Here is a 15,947-nt window from a genome sequence, read left to right on the forward strand (position 1 = left end):
AAGGTCAATGCCGCCGCACTCAGGAGTGCGCGGCGGCTTCCTGATCGACCCCGGAGGCGGTCTGCGTACCCTCTTCCCGTGCCCGGTGGGCCTCCAGCGCCTCGGCCAGAATCCGCGCCGCCTCGTCGCCATCCGGGATAACCCGGAGGGTCGGCTCGGGGGGGCTCAGCCGCCAGGGCCGAACGTGGGGCCAAAATAGCAGAAAACGGACCTTCTCGCCCTCATCCAGCCGCAGGGAGACGTCACTCGTGCCGTCCCTGTGCTGGGCCAGGTTCGCTGCCTCGATCCGGTCAAACGGCAGATTGACCGTCGTGGGCAGCGATGCACCGATGCGCATGACCAAACGCCGGTTGGTGATGGTGTAGAGCGTGGTGGTGGCCATCCACCGACCCAGCACCAGAAGACAGCCCACCGCAACCGCACCGATGAGCAACTGGTTCAGGGCGTAGCCGCCCGCGGCCACCACCCCTTCGCCCTGGAGCAGCGCATCCGTGGCGAACCACGCGCCGACGATGACGAAGTAGGCGGCAACCTTGCGGACATGAAGCGCCCGCTTGGCGAGCGACCACCAAGCGGGCTTTCCCTGCCACAGGATCTCTTCCCCATCCGGGAGCTCCTCGGGGAGCCCCGGGATGGGTTCGAACTCGTGCGTCCTCAAAGGAACGGCTCCGTGCGGCCAGGCACCGCGTACAGGACACCACCGCCGAAGTACCCGGTGATGAAGTCCTCTTCCTGCGGCGAGATGCGATCCGCCTCACGCAGCCGCGGGACATCGGTGAACTGCTGCCCCGTGATGGCGTTGACGCGCACCTTGCTGTCGTAGCCGACGCGGGCGAAGTTGATCGGCAGCAGGACTCGGTCGCCGCTGGAACCCACGCCGGAGAGGTCCATCTCCAGGTACATCGGGCGCAGCTCGCCACGATCGACCCAGATATCCACGATCTTACCGGCGACCTTGCCGTCGCAACCAAGCACCTGGTAGCCACGCGGATCGGGGTCAATCGCCGGCCAGAAGCGGGCGACATCGCGGCTCATGCCCACCTCGAACTCGGTGGCAACCCGCAGCGGGCAGATCTTCTGCTTGCCGCCGTGGGTGACCTCCGGCTCGTCCTCACGCTTGGCCCACGCGGCGGGACCGAGGCCATCAACCATCGGGTTGCCGGTCGGCTCCAGGGGCGCACCGTCCCAAGGCGCGGTCGGCTCCGCACGCAGCTGGGTGTTGAGTTCATAGTCGGTCTTCTCGGCGCGCGGCACCTGGATGCTGCGGCCGTCCGCGAGCTTGAAGACCTTGGGACTCGGCGGAGCCGGGAAGCCGAGCTTCTTCTCCGGGGTCCGGTTGCAGTTTTCGTTGGCTTCCGCCTGCAGCGGATACCCCTCGCGCTTGTCCTCCATCCGCAGATAGACGATCAAGCCGGCCAGAAAGAGCCAGAACGCGTAGAGCGTCATCTGAGCTACGTTCATGTAGTCAGTAAGAGCGCCAGTTCCTTCCATAACGAACCTCCACTCGAAAGGGCCTTACCGATTGAACGGCGTGGCCTGTACGAGACGACGATGACGTTTGCCTAACCCTGCCACGCTGGGCGCGCCAAGGGCCCGTGTGCGACCGCAGTCGCTAGTAACCCGACTCGTTGGACGTTGCTGTCGACGGCGATACGCTCCTCCCCCCCTCTCTTGCAAACCGCGCCAGCGGCCACGCCGCGACGACCATGGCGAGCAGCAGCACGACCTCCACCGAGTAGACCACGCTGTACCCTGCCGCCGGGTGCAGATACAACTCCGGCATCCGGCCGGCTTCCGCCAACGCCGGGACCAGATCCGAGATCCCGGCACCAGCAGCCAGTGCGGCACCGAGCACGGTTGCCTGCACTGCACCCCATGCACCGATGGCGATCCCGCTCTGCTCGCGCGTCGCCATCGACATCGTTGCGGCGAGCGTCCCGACGTAGAACAGGGCCCCTCCGACCCCGATCACGACCTGCCCGATCCTGAAGACCGTCGGCGAGTCGAGGGGTGCCGAGACGATCACCAGCGAAAACGCCAGCACGCCAACCAGGGCACCGATGGTCGCCACACCGTAGGCGTTGATCCCGCGCTCAAGGGCCATCTTGGCGAACCAGAAGCCGATGAGCATGCCAATCGCCCACAAGCCGGTCAGCAGCGTGGTACCGGCGACCTCCAGGCCCAGGACTGAGGCCCCGTAGGGCTCGATGATGATGTCCTGCATCCCGAAACCGGCGGCACCGATACCGATGACCACCAGGAGGCGAACCACCGGCCCCCTCTCTACGAAACTTTGCCACGACTCGCTTAACGGTGGACGCGGTCGATCGACGCGGCTGCGCTCGGGATCCCGTGGCTCCTGGCGCCAGAGCGCGAACACATTGAGCGCCCAGACCACCAGAGCGGCCCCCTGGAGCACCTGCACCAGGCGCTCGTGGCTAAAGTCAGAGAGCAGCAGATAGAACACACCGGTGGAGATGACCATGCCGAGCAGCAGCATGACGTACATCACGCCGACCACCTGCGGCAGTTTTCCCTCCGGCGCAAGGTCGTTGGTCAGGGCCAGGCCGGTCGTCTGGGTGACGTGGACACCGAGGCCGGCCAGGAAGAACGCCAGCGCCGCACCCAGGGATGCCAGGAAGGGCGCATCGGCGCCGTACTCGGCCTGGACCAGAAGCCCGAACGGCATCACCGCCAGGCCGCCAAACATCAGCAGCGTGCCGATCCAGAGGTACGGCACCCGCCGCCACCCCAGCGCCGACCGCCGGTGGTCCGAGCGGTGCCCGATCAGCAGGCGCAGCGGTGCGAACAGGATCGGCAGGGCGATGACCGCGCCGAGCAGGGAGGCTGCAATGCCCAGCTCGTAGATCATCACGCGATTGAGCGTCCCCGTGAACATGACGTAGAGCATGCCCACAGTGACCTGGAATAGGGACAGACGCAGGATCTGCGTCATGGGCAGTTCCCGGGTCCCGACATCGGCGAAGGGGACGGCCAGGCGGCGCAGGCGCGCCTTGAGAAGAGACGCGGTATCCGTCATGGTCGCTGCAGCTCCAACGCCTGAGAAATGTAGAACCCCCGTGCGATCTTGCGTGTCCGACCGACTTGCCAGGCGCTACCCAGGGTCGGCTCGTTGCCAATGGCCTGGCGCAGCCGGCGCTCGGCAACCGGCTCAATCGCCGGAGAGCGATCGCCCCGCGGGAAGAGCTTGCCGACGGCGTGCATGGTCGCCAGAAGCGGCGTGCGGGGCGCGAAGGTGAACACCATCTGCTGTCGTGTACGCCTGGCCAGGCCCGCCAGCGCCGCCACGGCGTCCGCGCAGGGGTAGTGGATGAGCACATCCATCGACACGACCCGATCAAACTCTCCCCAGTCCGGATCGAGCATGTCGCCGACGTGGTACGCCAACCGTCCGGCACCCACGTCATCCGGCATCCGTTGATGGGCGATATCGATCAGGTTTTGCGAGACGTCGACACCAACCACATGGGCGCCCCGGCGCGCAGCCTCGACACTCAGTTCACCGGGGCCGCACCCGGCATCCAGGATTCGTTCACCGGTGAGATCGGCCGGAAGCCAGTCGAGCAGCGTCTGCCGCATCTCGGCCCGACCGGCGCGCACCGTGGCCCGGACACCGCTGACCGGGGCATCCGAGGTCAGCCGCTCCCAGGCCTTGGTGGCCGTTCGGTCGAAGTAGGTGGTGACCCGGCTGCGCCGTTGTTGATACGACTCCGTAGGCATCAGTCGAACCCCAGCAGATCGAAGACCTCGCGATCCTTCAACGGCGCGGGGTTCAACGGATCGACGCCATTCCACAGCGCAGCCGCCAGGCTGAGGTATTCGTCGCGCACGCGGTCGAGTTCATCGGACTGCTCGTCGAGTTCGAACAGCGTGGCCTTGTGAAGACGGCTGCGCCGCACCACGTCGTAGTTCGGCACGTGCGCCAGGGTACGCAGCCCGATGCGCTCGTTGATCCGGTCAATCTGATCGGTCCGCTCGCTGCGATTGGCGATCACCCCGCCGAGGCGCACCTTGTAATTCTTTGCCTTGGCCTGGATGGCACCGGCGATCCGGTTCATGGCGAAGATCGAGTCGAAGTCGTTGGCGGTGACAATCAGCGCCTGGTCCGCGTGCTGTAAAGGCGCCGCGAACCCGCCACAGACCACGTCGCCGAGCACGTCGAAGATGACCACATCGGTCTCTTCCAGCAGGTGGTGCTGCTTGAGCAGCTTGACCGTCTGCCCCACGACGTAACCGCCGCACCCGGTTCCGGCCGGCGGGCCACCGGCCTCCACACAGAGCACGCCGTTGTAGCCTTCGTAGACATAGTCCTCGGGGCGGAGCTCCTCCATGTGGAAGTCCACCTCTTCGAGGCTGTCGATCACCGTTGGCACCAGACGCTTGGTGAGCGTGAAGGTCGAGTCGTGCTTGGGGTCGCAGCCAATCTGCAGCACGCGCTTGCCCAGCTGGCTGAAGGCGACGGCAAGGTTGGAAGAGGTCGTACTCTTGCCGATCCCGCCCTTGCCATAGACAGCGAAGACCTTGGCCCGGTCCATGCCGCCGGTGGATTCCATGTGGACCTGCGAGCTCCCCTCGCCATCGCCTCGGCCTCCGATCCCGGACACCGGCACCGAGCCATTGCTCATGCGGCCTGCTCCTCCTCGTTGACGCCCTCGTAGTAGTCCTCGAGCTCGTCCCCGGCCCGGCGCAGGGCCTCGAGCGTCTCCTCATCGGGGTTCCAGTAGTTGCGCTCGTGGGCCTCCAGCAGCCGGTTCGCCAGCTTGGCCGACGCCGCCGGGTTGAGCTGCGCCATGCGCTCGCGCATCTCGTCGTCGAGCATGAAGGTCTGGGTAAACTGCTGATACACCCAGGGCTGTACCTGGCCGGTGGTCGCCGACCAGCCCATGGTGTTGGTCAGGTGGACCTCGATCTGGTGCACCCCCTCATAGCCGTGCTCCAGCAGCCCCTCGTACCACTTCGGGTTGAGCATCCGGGTGCGGGTCTCCAGCGCCACCTGGTCGGAGAGGGTCCGCACCTTGCCCTCCCCCCGGGTCTGGTCGCCGATGTAGACCGGCACGTGCTCACCTCCGCGGGAGCGCGCGACCGCGCGACTGATGCCCCCGAGGGTGTCGAAGTAGTGATCGACCGTGGTCACGCCGAGTTCCACCGACTCCAGGTTCTGGTAGGTCAGCTCAACCCCGGAGAGCATGCTGCCGAGCAGCTCCTCCTGGCGCTTCGGTTCACCGCTGCGCCCGTACGCGTAGCACTTGCGCCGGGTATAGGTATCCGCCAGTTCGTCCTCGTTTTCCCAGGCGCCCTGGTCGATCATCGAGCCGACATTGGAGCCGTAGGCCCCGTCCGCGTTGGAGAACACCCGCAGCGCGGCGGTTTCGAAATCGCACCCGTGCTGCTCCTGATACGCCAGGGCGTTGCGGCGGATCGGGTTCATCTCCGGCGGCTCGTCCTCGGCGGACGCAGCCAGGTACGCTGCCTCGGCCAACACCCGGGTCTGCAGGGGCAGCAGGTCGCGGAAGATCCCAGAGAGGGTGATCACCACGTCGATGCGCTTGCGACCTAGCTCCTCGAGCGGGATGAGCTGCGCCCCGGCGAGCTTACCGTAACTGTCGAAACGCGGCCGGGCACCGATCAGGTGGAGGGCCTGACCGATGGGGGCTCCCTCGCTCTTCAGGTTGTCCGTCCCCCAGAGGACCATAGCGATGGAATCGGGCAGCTCCTGGCCCTCCTCGCGGTGCTTCTCGAGCAGCCGCTCGGCCTGCCGTGCGCCGTCCTGGACGGCGAAGGCGCTGGGCAGGCGGTAGGGGTCGAAGCCGTGCATGTTCCGCCCGGTAGGCAGGATCTGCGGGCTACGCAGCAGGTCACCACCCGAGACCGGCGGCACGAACCGGGCATCCAGGGCGTGGACGATGCCCTGCAGCTCCTGGTTATCCCCCAACTTCCGTGCCGTGTCGGCCAGTCCTTCCAGAACCTCTTCGGTGACCTCCGGGTCATCGTTCTCGGCCCGGGCCAGCGCCTCCCGTGGCGAACAGCCGTCAACCAGTGCCTCGACACAGGCCCGCTCCACGGTCACACCGTGGGTGGTCTCCGCCATGGTCACCAGCTGGTCGACCCGGCCCTCGCGGGACGGGGGCTGACCCACCACATGGAGCCCCTCGGGGATGAGGGTGTACTCCATCTCGAGGATGTCCTCGCTGAGCTGCGCAATGCGCCGCTCCGCTTCCTCCTCGGCCCACTCGGGCTCAAGTTCGGCCAGATCCACCTCGGCGGCCTGGGCCTGGATCAGGCGGGCCAGCTCGGTGCGCTCTTCCACGTTGTCCGGCGGCGCAGAGCGGTAGCGCTCCACGGAAGCCTTGAGCTCAAGCAGCCCCTTGTACAGGCCCGCCTTGCCCACCGGCGGGGTCAGATAGCTGATCAGCGTGGCGGCAGAGCGCCGCTTGGCGATGGACCCCTCGGAGGGGTTGTTCGCCGCGTAGAGGTAGTAATTGGGGAGATCGCCGATCAGCCGATCGGGCCAGCAACCTGCGCTCATGCCGCACTGCTTGCCCGGCATGAACTCCAGGGCACCGTGGGTGCCGAAGTGCAGCACCGCGTCCGCCCCAAAATCCTCTCGGATGTACCGGTAGAACGCCGACATGGCGTGGGTCGGTGTCAGCCCCTTCTCGAAGAGCAGCCGCATCGGGTCGCCCTCGTAACCAAAGCCCGGCTGCACGCCCACGAAGACGTTGCCGAACTGCGCGCCGAGGACGTGGATGGATTGTCCGTCACTCTGCGCCTTGCCCGGAGCTGGTCCCCACTGCTCCTCGATCTCCTTGAGATAGGGCTCGCGGGCAACATAGTCGTCCACCGTCACCCGGTGGTGGACGTTGGCGTGGGCCCCATAGCTGCCGGCGTTGCCCTTGATGATGCGATCGCGCAGATCGTCCACGGACTCGGGCAGATCGACCCGATAGCCGGCATCATCGAGTTCCACCAGGGTGTTGTAGAGGGATGCGAATACCGACAGGTATGCCGCCGAGCCCAGGGCGCCGGCCTCCGGCGGGAAGCTGAAGATGACGATGCTCAGCTTGCGGTCGCTGCGTGGGCTACGCCGCAGGCGGATCAGCCGATCGACCCGGGAGGCCAGCATCGCGGCCCGCTCGGGGTGGGCCTCCATGCGGCAGACACCGTCGGCCCCAGGGATCGCCGCACGGCCACCGAAGACCACCGGTCCAGTGGCACCATCAAGCTCGGGGATGGCCACCATCATGGTGGTCTCTACCGGGGTAAGGCCGCGATCGGAACCTTCCCACTGCTCCAGGGACTGGAACTCCAGCGCCTGGGCGTTGAGATAGGGCACGTCGAGCTTGCGCAGCAGCCGCTCGGCGGCGCCGGAGTTGTTGTAGGCCGGCCCCCCCACCAACGAGAAACTCGTCAGCGAGATCACCGCATCGACACAGGCGCGGCCGTCCGCCATGAAGAACCGCTCGACAGCCGGACGGTTGTCGAGGCCGCTCGCGAAGGCCGGGATGACCCGATAACCGCGGCTCTCCAGGGCCTCGATGACGCCGTCGTAATGCGCCGAATCACCGGCCAGTACGTACGAGCGCATCAGCAGCAGTCCGACCGTCCCGCGCGAGGCGCCACCCTCCGGCTCCGGAAGATGGGCCGGGCTGTCGCCAATGCGCCGCTCCATGCGCGGGTGGTAGACGCCGACATCGGGATACTCGATGGGGTCCTGCACCTCCAGCTTTCCGCGCAGGCCGCTGCGCGGGCCCGCCGCGTACCGATTGACGAGGAAACGGACCATGTTCTCGACGTTCTCGTCGGAACTGGCCAGAAAATACTGCCAGGTCAGGAAGTAGGCCCGGACATCCTGCGCCGTGCCCGGGATGAAGCGCAGGATCCGAGGGATGCGGCGCAGCATCGCAGCCTGCTTCTCCCCCGAGCTGCTGTCGTCGTCGTCATCCTGCTGCTCTGCCTTGCCCTTCTTCCCGCGCAACTTCTTGAGCAGGGACATGGGCCCACGGGAGCTGCCGTCCATGGTGAACTTGCCCATCCGCGTGAGCTTCATCACCTCGCCGGCGGACATGATGCCAACCAGCGCGTCGCAGTCGTCCCGGCGCGCCTCGAGGTCCTCGCGCACGGGCTCGATGTGCTCCTCCATGAACAGCATGGTGGCGACGATGATGTCCGCCGAGGCGATCCGCTCCCGCGCGCGCTCCAGCGCCGCGGGGTTGTTGTTCCAGTCCGAGGCGGCGTGGTAGCTGAGCTCGAGACCCGGGATATCGCGTTGCAGGGCCGGTCGCGCGCGCTCCACGGCGCCCGCCATGTGGCTGTCCAGCGTGATGATGGCGACGCGCACCGGCGTCGGGTCAGCGACTGAAGTGGGCTTTGGCATCGTAAATTGTCTCCACTGTTATTGTCGCAATGCCTCGGTCGGCGGCGAAGCGCTCGGTGTTGCGCCGGGCCTTGCCCCGCACGAAGAACGGGATCTTTTTGAGTTCGGCTTCGGCCTCCGGCGTCCAGCGTATCTCAGCGCCTTGCTCCGACTCGGCGACGGCAGCCGTCGTCTCGGTCTGTCCCTCTTCCCGAGCCGCCCCGCCCGAAGCCGGCGCTGCGCCGGCTTCCAAGTGGGACGGTGCGTCAGCCGTGAACTCGAAGTCTTCCTTGAACATCCCGAGCAGATGCTCTTCCAGGCCCATCATCAGCGGGTGGACCCAGGTGTCAAAGATGACGTTGGCCCCTTCCAGGCCCATGTTCGGCGCATAGCGCGCCGGGAAATCCTGTACGTGCACCGGTGCCGAGATCACCGCGCACGGCAGTCCCAGGCGCTTGGCGATGTGCCGCTCCATCTGCGTGCCGAGCACCAGCTCCGGGCTGGCCTCGGCCGCGGCACGCTCCACCTCCAAGTAGTCGTCGGTGATCAGCGGCTCGACCCCGTAGGCCTTGGCGGCCCGACGCACCTCCCGCGCCTCTTCGCGGGCGTAGGTCCCCAGTCCGACGACCTGAAAGCCGAGCTCCTCGCTGGCGATACGCGCCGCGGCGACGGCGTGCGTACCGTCACCAAAGATAAACACCCGCTTTCCGGTCAGGTAGTTGGAATCGACCGAGCGGCTGTACCAGGCCATGCGCGCATCGGTTTCGGCCAGCACCTCGCTGACGTCCAGGCCGGTCACCCGCCCGACCTCGGCCAGAAAATCGCGGGTAGCGCCCAGGCCAAGGGGCACCGTAGTGACGGTCGGCTGCCCGAAACGGCGCTGCAGCCAGTCGCAGGTCGTGCGCGCCACCTCGGGATAGAGGCAGACGTTGAAATCGGCCTCGGGGATGCGGCGCAGGTCATCTGGGCTAGCCCCGAGCGGAGCAACCACGTTGACCTCGACACCGACCGATTCGAGCAGCCGGGCAACCTCCTGCACGTCATCCCGGCAGCGGAAACCAAGCGACGTGGGACCGAGCAGATTGGCGCGCGGGGCACGCGCCGTATCCGGTTGTGCAGCGGCGCCTCCACTGTCGCCCTCGAGCAGTCCGCGAACCAGCTGGTAGAAGGCCTCGCTGGCGCCGTACCCCTCCTTGCGTGAGTATGCCGACAGCTCCAGCCCGATCACCGGGACCGGCAGGTCCATGCCGCGTGCCAGATCCCCGGGCTGATCCTGCAGCAGCTCCGCCGTGCAGGAATCGCCGACCAACAGCGCTTCCGGCCGATAGCGCCGGTAGGCAGCGGTCACCGTCTCGCGCACCAACTCGGCGGTATCCCGGCCCAGGTGCCGCGCATTGAAGGTGGTATAGCTCACCGGCGGACGCCCGGGGCGGCGCTCGATCATGGTGAATAGCAGATCGGCGTAGGTGTCACCCTGAGGAGCGTGGAGGACGCAGTGGACCCCCTTCATCGACGCCGCGATCCGCATCGCGCCGACGTGGGGAGGGCCTTCATAACTCCAGAGCGTCAGCTGCATCCTCTACACCTTCAGCGTCTCGTGGCGGACCAGCGGGCGGGCGAAGAGCTCGGCGAGATCGCCAGCCTGCTCGAAGCCCTGGATGGGCGAGAAGACCAGCTCGATGGACCATTTCGTGCGCAGGCCTTCCGCCTCCAGCGGGTTCGCCAGCCCCAACCCGCAGACCGTCAGATCGGGACGGTCCTCGCGCAACCGGTCCAGCTGGGCGTCGACATCCTGCCCCTCGACCAAGCGAACCCCCTCTGCGAGAGCATCCCGCTCCCGGCCGTGGAACTCGCGGTCGAAGTACGGCGTGGCTACCTCAACTGGCTGCATGCCGCACTCCACACTGAGGAATCGCGCCAGCGGCAGTTCCAGCTGCGAGTCCGGCAGGAAGGTGATGCGCTTGTCGCGCAGCACTTCCCGCTGCCGCTCCAGCGCTGCCTGTGCCCGCGCGATGGGCGCTTCGATGACCGTCTCAAGCCGCTCATCGGAGACCCCGAAGGATCGGGCGGCCGCCTGGAGCCAGCTGCGCGTTCCTTCAATCCCCAGAGGGTACGGGGCATCGATCCGCTCTGCGCCGCGGCGAATGAGCGCACGAGTCGCCTCGCCAGTGAACGGCTGAGCCTGCAGGACGCGGGTCCCGGGGCCGACCGGCGGCAGCTCGGCCCCGGTGCGCGGCGGCAGGAAATGAACGGGACCGATTCCCAGCTGATCGAACAGGCGCCGGAACTGGTCCTCGACCACGTCCGCGAGGGTGCCGAGAACGATAAGCGAGGGCGTGTCCTCCTGACTCGGCGGAAGCTCATGCGCCAGCGTGCCCAGGAACTGATCCTCGCCCTGGGTGAACGTTGTCTCGAGCCCGCTGCCCGAATACGGGAGCACGCGGACCCGCCCCTCGTGGGCCGCCGTCAGCCGCTCCGCGGCCTTGTCCAGGTCGAGCTTGATGACTTCCGAGGGGCAAGAGCCGACCAGAAACAGCGTGCGGATCTCCGGACGGCGGGCGAGGAGCTCGTGGACGACCCGATCTAGTTCCTCGTTGCAGTCGGCCATCCCGGCGAGATCGCGCTCGCCGAGCACCGCGGTTGCGAAGCGGGGCTCGGCGAAGATCATCACGCCTGCCGCCGACTGCAGCAGGTGGGCGCAGGTCCGCGACCCGACCACCAGGAAGAAGGCGTCGCGCATCTTCCGGTGCAGCCATACGATGCTCGTCAGGCCACAAAAGACCTGGCGCTGCCCCTCTTCCTGGGCCAGCCCCCCGCAGACCCCGCCGGCATTGCAGCGATCCGCTTGCGTCATTCCGCCCCTCCCTGCCCGGCGGCGCGCATCTGCTCTTCCTGCAGGCGCGCGGCGCGGAGCTTGAGGAGAAACTGCATGGCGTTGACGACGTAGGCCGCGTAGGCGGCCAGCGCGATCCACATTTGCTGGACCGGGGTCAGGAAGTCACCGAACCAGACCACGAGGTACGCGGTGTGCAGGACGATCACCCCCATGCTGACCACGTCCTCCCAGAAGAACGCGGGAGCGAAAAGGTAGTGCCCGAAGACCTCCTTCTCCCAGATCGCCCCGGTGACCATGATCGTGTAGAGGATCAGGGTCTTGATGATGATCGACCAGGCTGCCCACTCGAGCAGTTCGCCGGTGGCGAGATACCACAGAACCAGCCCCAGGCTGGCCAGAAACACGATGAACTGCGTGGGAGCCAGAATCCCCTGGACGAGGGTCCAGGGCGACTCGTCTCGACGGCGGCGCTCTTCGTCGGTGTATAGACCGGCGGGAGGTGATTTCATGGAACCCTGATGCTGCATTGCGCTGCATCCCCACTTTACGGGAGTGACTTCTCGCCGAATTTAAAGCGCCCCCCGGGGTGTGTCAAGCTGGCTGGACGCGCCTCACGATTGACACAACCTTTCAATACAGGGCCTTAGCATTCGGTCGCGCAGGACGACAGATCGTCGCATTCCCGCGTTCCGCCCTTGAACTATCCGCGCCGGATGGCGTCAATATTGAGTGCGCAAGTATTCTCGATGAAATCGGTCCGAATTCAACGCCCCGAATCCCCCGAAAAACCCGATCAAAGCCCCAGAGGACGGCCGAAGTTGAAATCGATGAACGCGCCGCAACAGACGCTGGGCGATCTGCCCGCGGAGACGGTCGCCCGGCTGCTCAAGGCCGCCGCGGATATCGCCCTGATCGTGGATGCTGAAGGAACCATCCACGACGTGGCGGTGGGCAGCGATGACCCGGGTGTCCGCGCCGCCGCTGGCTGGCGGGGCCGGCAATGGCGCGAGGTGGTCGGTGCGACGGAGCATCAGACCGTCGACCGTTTGCTCGTCGACCAGCAGAGCGCAACCCTGCAGCACATCGACGAGCGCGGAAACCCGATCCCGGTGCGCTACCGATTGATCCCGATCGGCGACGGACGAATCGCCGCGGTGGGCCGGGACCTGCGCCCCTGCGCCGCACTGCGCCAGCAGCCGCGTGAACACAACCGCCTGCGCTCCATCGAGCAGACTACGGCCCTGGTCGGCCAGGTGCCCCTGCGCGATCTGGTCCGCGAAGCGACCGACCTGATCGAGCGCATGTGCATCGAGACGGCCTTGAACATCACCCACGACAACCGGGCCTCGGCAGCGGAACTACTCGGACTCAGCCGCCAGAGCCTCTACTCCAAGCTGCGACGCCACGGCCTGATGACCTCCCACAACGACGCCGACTGACCGGTGCCGCACCTCCCTTGACCCACCCCGCACACCCCTCTAGCTTGAGCTCCTTGTCGTTGGGCGACTGAGCGAGGGCCCTGTCATGGATCCAGCCACTGCGCAGACCCCCCCCCTGGCCGCTGCGGCCCCGCGGGATCTCTGCACCGACTGCGGACTCTCGCGCAGCTCCGAGCCCAAGCGCTGCGGCCGAGCCTGTCAGTTCATCCGTCCGGACTACCCTGGACTGGAGCGCCGGACGCACGGCCGCAGCCGGGATCCTGAGCGCCCGGACGAGCTGCACTTCGGCCCCTTCCGGAGCATGCACCAGGCCGCCCTGCGACGCCCGCGGGCCGGCGCTCAGTGGACCGGCGTCACCACCCGACTGGCGGAACGGCTGCTGGAGAGCGGGCGCGTGGACGCGGTCCTGACCGTCACGGGCAACGCCGACGACCCCTGGCGACCCCGCCCCGTTCTGGTCACCGATCCGGCGCAGCTGACTCAGTGCCGCGGCATGCGCATGGGCTATGCCCCCCTGCTCGCCCTGCTTGAGCCTGCGCTGGCGCAGGGCTACCGACGGCTAGGGGTGATCGCACTGCCCTGCCAGACCTACCCGCTGAGAGCCCTCGAGCGCGAACTCGGCCTGGAACGCCTGGAGATCATCGGCACGCCGTGCTCGGACAACACGTCGACAGAGCACTTCCACCGCTTCCTCGAACTCTTGACCCCTGCACCAGAGGACGTGACCTACCTGGAGTTCCGGGCCGACTACTACGTCGAACTGCGCTTCCGCGACGGCAGCAAACGCGAGATCCCCTTCCTGCAGCTGCCGATCTCCAGGCTGCCCGCCGACTTCTGGCCGCTAACCTGCCGCACCTGCGTCGACTACACCAACGCCCTGGCGGACATCACCGTCGGCTACATGGCCGGGCGGGGCGAGCAGTGGATCATCGTGCGCAATGAACGCGGCGAGGCCATGCTGGAGCTGCTGGGCGACGAAGTGCGCCTGCGCCAGCCAAGCTCCGGGGGCAAGCGCGCTGGCCCGGTGCAGGGTTTCATCGACAATACTGAGCGCGCAGCGGGGGGCATGCCGGCGCGAGGCATGCCGAACTGGCTGCGGCCGATCGTCGGCCGGCTCATGCCGTATGTCGGCCCACGCGGGCTGGAGCTGGCGCGGGCGCGGCTGGAGATGAAGGCCGCCGAGACCCTCATCCACCTCCGACATAAGGCGCCCCGGCGCGCCCGGACCATGGTGCCCGCACACGTCAACCGGCTGGTCGAAGGCTATCGGATCACCACCCCGCAGCAGCACCCCGGGCCCCGGCACACCGAGGCCCGGAGCGGGGCGGATTCAGACCGGATCGATTAGTAGCACATAGCGCAGCGCCTCGGCGTACTCCCGGGCAGTGGCCTTCTCGCCGTTCTTCTCGCGCTCAAGGGCCCGATCCACCTGCGCCTTGGCAATGACGGACAGGCTGCGCAGCCCCATCGGCCCGAGCGCCTCGACGTAGCGGGTGAGGAACTGCCGGGACTGCAGCCGCTCCGTTTCAGCGCTGATGGCCCGGATCCAGAACATCTTGCGCAGACCGACAAGCACGAAGATCGCGGCCGGCAGTGCGATGGCGATGATCATGACCGCCAGCGTCTGCTCCGCACCGGGGAGCAGATCCCGCTGGATACCGATGAGGTAGGCGATCACGCCACCGATCGCCGCCAGCGAGAAGCTGATCCCGGCGGAGAGCCAGGTCGACTTGGTGAGTTCCTGGAGTAACCGTTTCCGCTCCTCGAGGATCTCGTTGGTCATGCTGCGCTCCTTACTCTGAAAGTGGGATGGGCAGGCCGCCGTCAGCGCTCCACCGACGGCAGTCCGGACAGCGCCATGGCCGTCTCGACCTGGCTCCCGCCGAGGTCGCTGAGGTTGCCCGCCAGGTAATCCGTGTAGGCCTGCATGTCGAAATTGCCGTGGCCGCAGAGATTGAACAGGATCGCCTTCGACTCGCCACGCTCGCGGCACCCCTGTGCCTCATCGATCACGGCCTTGACCGCGTGGTTGGCCTCCGGCGCGGGGATGATTCCTTCGGCCCGGGCAAACTGCAGCCCGGCGGCGAAGCAGTCGAGCTGATCGTAGGCCCGCGCGTCGAGGTAGCCGAGGTCCATCAGGTGGCTGATCTGCGGGGCCATACCGTGGTAGCGCAGCCCCCCGGCGTGGAACCCCGGCGGCATGAAACCGGAGCCAAGGGTGTGCATCTTGGTCAGCGGCGTCAACTGCGCCGAATCGCCGTAATCGTAGGCAAACCGGCCCCGCGTCAGGGTCGGACAGGCCAACGGCTCGACGGCAATGGCCTCGATGCTCGGCCCGCCGCGCATGGCCGCCCCCAGGAAGGGGAAGACGATGCCCGCGAAGTTGCTGCCTCCCCCGGTGCAGGCAATGACGGTGTCGGGGTAATCATCGGCCATGGCCAGCTGCTCCATGGCCTCGAGCCCCGTAACGGTCTGGTGCAGCAGCACGTGGTTGAGCACGCTGCCCAGCGCGTACTTCGTGTCGTCGCGCTGCGCGGCCAGCTCGACCGCCTCACCGATGGCGATACCCAGGCTCCCGGTGCTGTCCGGGTTGTCCGCCAGCACCGAGCGCCCGAAGGCCGTCTCTTGGCTCGGGCTAGCGATGCACCGCGCCCCGAAGCTCTCCATGAAAGCGCGCCGGTACGGCTTCTGCCTGTAACTCACCCCGACCATAAAGACCTCGATATCGAGGCCGAACATGGCACCAGCGAGGGCCAGTGAAGAACCCCACTGACCAGCCCCGGTCTCGGTGGTAATGCGGCGCACACCCTCGGCGTGGTTGTAGAAGGCCTGCGGGAGAGCCGTGTTTGGTTTGTGGCTCCCGGCGGGACTGACGCCCTCGTACTTGTAATAGATCCGTGCCGGCGTATCGAGGGCCCTTTCCAGGCGGCGCGCCCGGTAAAGCGGCGCCGGCCGCCACTGCCGGTACGCGTCACGGACCGGCTCGGGGATCTCGATCTCCCGCTCGGTGCTCAGTTCCTGCTCGATCACGCCACGGGGGAACAGCGGTGCCAGATCCCCCTCAGAGACGGGCTCCCGCGTCGCCGGATGGAGCACCGGTGCCAGCGGGGCAGGTAGGTCGGCACTGATGTTGTACCAGGCGCGCGGTATCCGCGCCTCATCGAGCACATACTTGACGGTCTCACTCATGGTTGGCTCTCGCGCTGGCCCTGATCAGAACGCCGGCTATGGTAGCCGCGCCCGCGCGTCAGGGAAAGCTGACAGGGCGCGACACGCCGCCGCCGGAACAATGAGGGTT

13 protein-coding genes are annotated in these 15,947 nt (G+C 67.0%); 2 read left to right on the forward strand and 11 right to left on the reverse strand.

What is annotated here, in order from left to right:
* Positions 1-19: 19 nt before the first annotated feature.
* The 9 genes from puhB to bchF form a co-directional block, all read right to left on the reverse strand.
* The gene (gene puhB / locus CCR79_RS08780; protein ID WP_201171032.1) at positions 20-658 is read right to left on the reverse strand and encodes a photosynthetic complex putative assembly protein PuhB; all 639 of its coding nucleotides are present in this window, start codon (positions 656-658) and stop codon (positions 20-22) included.
* Positions 655-1,491: a photosynthetic reaction center subunit H gene (gene puhA / locus CCR79_RS08785; RefSeq protein ID WP_201171035.1), complete on the reverse strand. Its 837-nt coding sequence runs from the start codon at positions 1,489-1,491 to the stop codon at positions 655-657. The genes puhB and puhA overlap by 4 nt, the downstream gene beginning before the upstream one ends.
* Before the next feature lie 121 nt (positions 1,492-1,612).
* Complete coding sequence (locus tag CCR79_RS08790; RefSeq protein WP_201171038.1) at positions 1,613-3,040, reverse strand: BCD family MFS transporter; 1,428 nt, start codon at positions 3,038-3,040, stop codon at positions 1,613-1,615.
* Positions 3,037-3,741, reverse strand: a complete 705-nt coding sequence (bchM, locus tag CCR79_RS08795) for a magnesium protoporphyrin IX methyltransferase (protein ID WP_201171040.1) — start codon at positions 3,739-3,741, stop codon at positions 3,037-3,039. Before bchM ends, CCR79_RS08790 begins: the two co-directional genes overlap by 4 nt.
* Positions 3,741-4,646, reverse strand: a complete 906-nt coding sequence (gene bchL, locus CCR79_RS08800; RefSeq protein WP_201171042.1) for a ferredoxin:protochlorophyllide reductase (ATP-dependent) iron-sulfur ATP-binding protein — start codon at positions 4,644-4,646, stop codon at positions 3,741-3,743. The genes bchM and bchL overlap by 1 nt, the downstream gene beginning before the upstream one ends.
* A complete protein-coding gene (locus CCR79_RS08805; protein ID WP_201171051.1) occupies positions 4,643-8,395 on the reverse strand; it encodes a magnesium chelatase subunit H in 3,753 nt (1,250 codons plus the stop codon). The genes bchL and CCR79_RS08805 overlap by 4 nt, the downstream gene beginning before the upstream one ends.
* Positions 8,370-9,950, reverse strand: a complete 1,581-nt coding sequence (gene bchB, locus CCR79_RS08810; protein WP_201171054.1) for a ferredoxin:protochlorophyllide reductase (ATP-dependent) subunit B — start codon at positions 9,948-9,950, stop codon at positions 8,370-8,372. The genes CCR79_RS08805 and bchB overlap by 26 nt, the downstream gene beginning before the upstream one ends.
* A gap of 3 nt (positions 9,951-9,953) precedes the next feature.
* Complete coding sequence (locus tag CCR79_RS08815) at positions 9,954-11,228, reverse strand: ferredoxin:protochlorophyllide reductase (ATP-dependent) subunit N (protein ID WP_201171057.1); 1,275 nt, start codon at positions 11,226-11,228, stop codon at positions 9,954-9,956.
* On the reverse strand, positions 11,225-11,737 hold the full coding sequence (gene bchF, locus CCR79_RS08820) for a 2-vinyl bacteriochlorophyllide hydratase (protein ID WP_201171060.1): 513 nt from the start codon (positions 11,735-11,737) through the stop codon (positions 11,225-11,227). The genes CCR79_RS08815 and bchF overlap by 4 nt, the downstream gene beginning before the upstream one ends.
* 300 nt (positions 11,738-12,037) lie before the next feature.
* Between bchF and CCR79_RS08825 the strand changes: the two genes are divergently transcribed.
* Both CCR79_RS08825 and CCR79_RS08830 read left to right on the forward strand, forming a co-directional pair.
* Positions 12,038-12,649 carry a helix-turn-helix domain-containing protein gene (locus tag CCR79_RS08825; protein ID WP_242510882.1) on the forward strand — a complete coding sequence of 204 codons (612 nt, stop codon included), beginning with the start codon at positions 12,038-12,040 and terminating at the stop codon, positions 12,647-12,649.
* 85 nt (positions 12,650-12,734) lie between these two features.
* Positions 12,735-13,997 (forward strand): coenzyme F420 hydrogenase/dehydrogenase beta subunit N-terminal domain-containing protein, encoded by a 1,263-nt coding sequence (locus CCR79_RS08830; protein WP_201171069.1) that lies wholly within the window; start codon positions 12,735-12,737, stop codon positions 13,995-13,997.
* Here the strand turns inward: CCR79_RS08830 and CCR79_RS08835 are convergent.
* Positions 13,980-14,432, reverse strand: coding sequence for a hypothetical protein (locus CCR79_RS08835; protein ID WP_201171072.1), 453 nt, complete (start codon positions 14,430-14,432; stop codon positions 13,980-13,982). The two genes, CCR79_RS08830 and CCR79_RS08835, sit on opposite strands and share 18 nt — an antisense overlap.
* 41 nt (positions 14,433-14,473) lie before the next feature.
* A complete protein-coding gene (locus CCR79_RS08840) occupies positions 14,474-15,838 on the reverse strand; it encodes a TrpB-like pyridoxal phosphate-dependent enzyme (protein WP_201171074.1) in 1,365 nt (454 codons plus the stop codon).
* Between the last annotated feature and the right edge of the window lie 109 nt (positions 15,839-15,947).

It is taken from the genome of Halorhodospira halophila (assembly GCF_016653405.1).
Classification (GTDB): domain Bacteria; phylum Pseudomonadota; class Gammaproteobacteria; order Nitrococcales; family Halorhodospiraceae; genus Halorhodospira; species Halorhodospira halophila_A.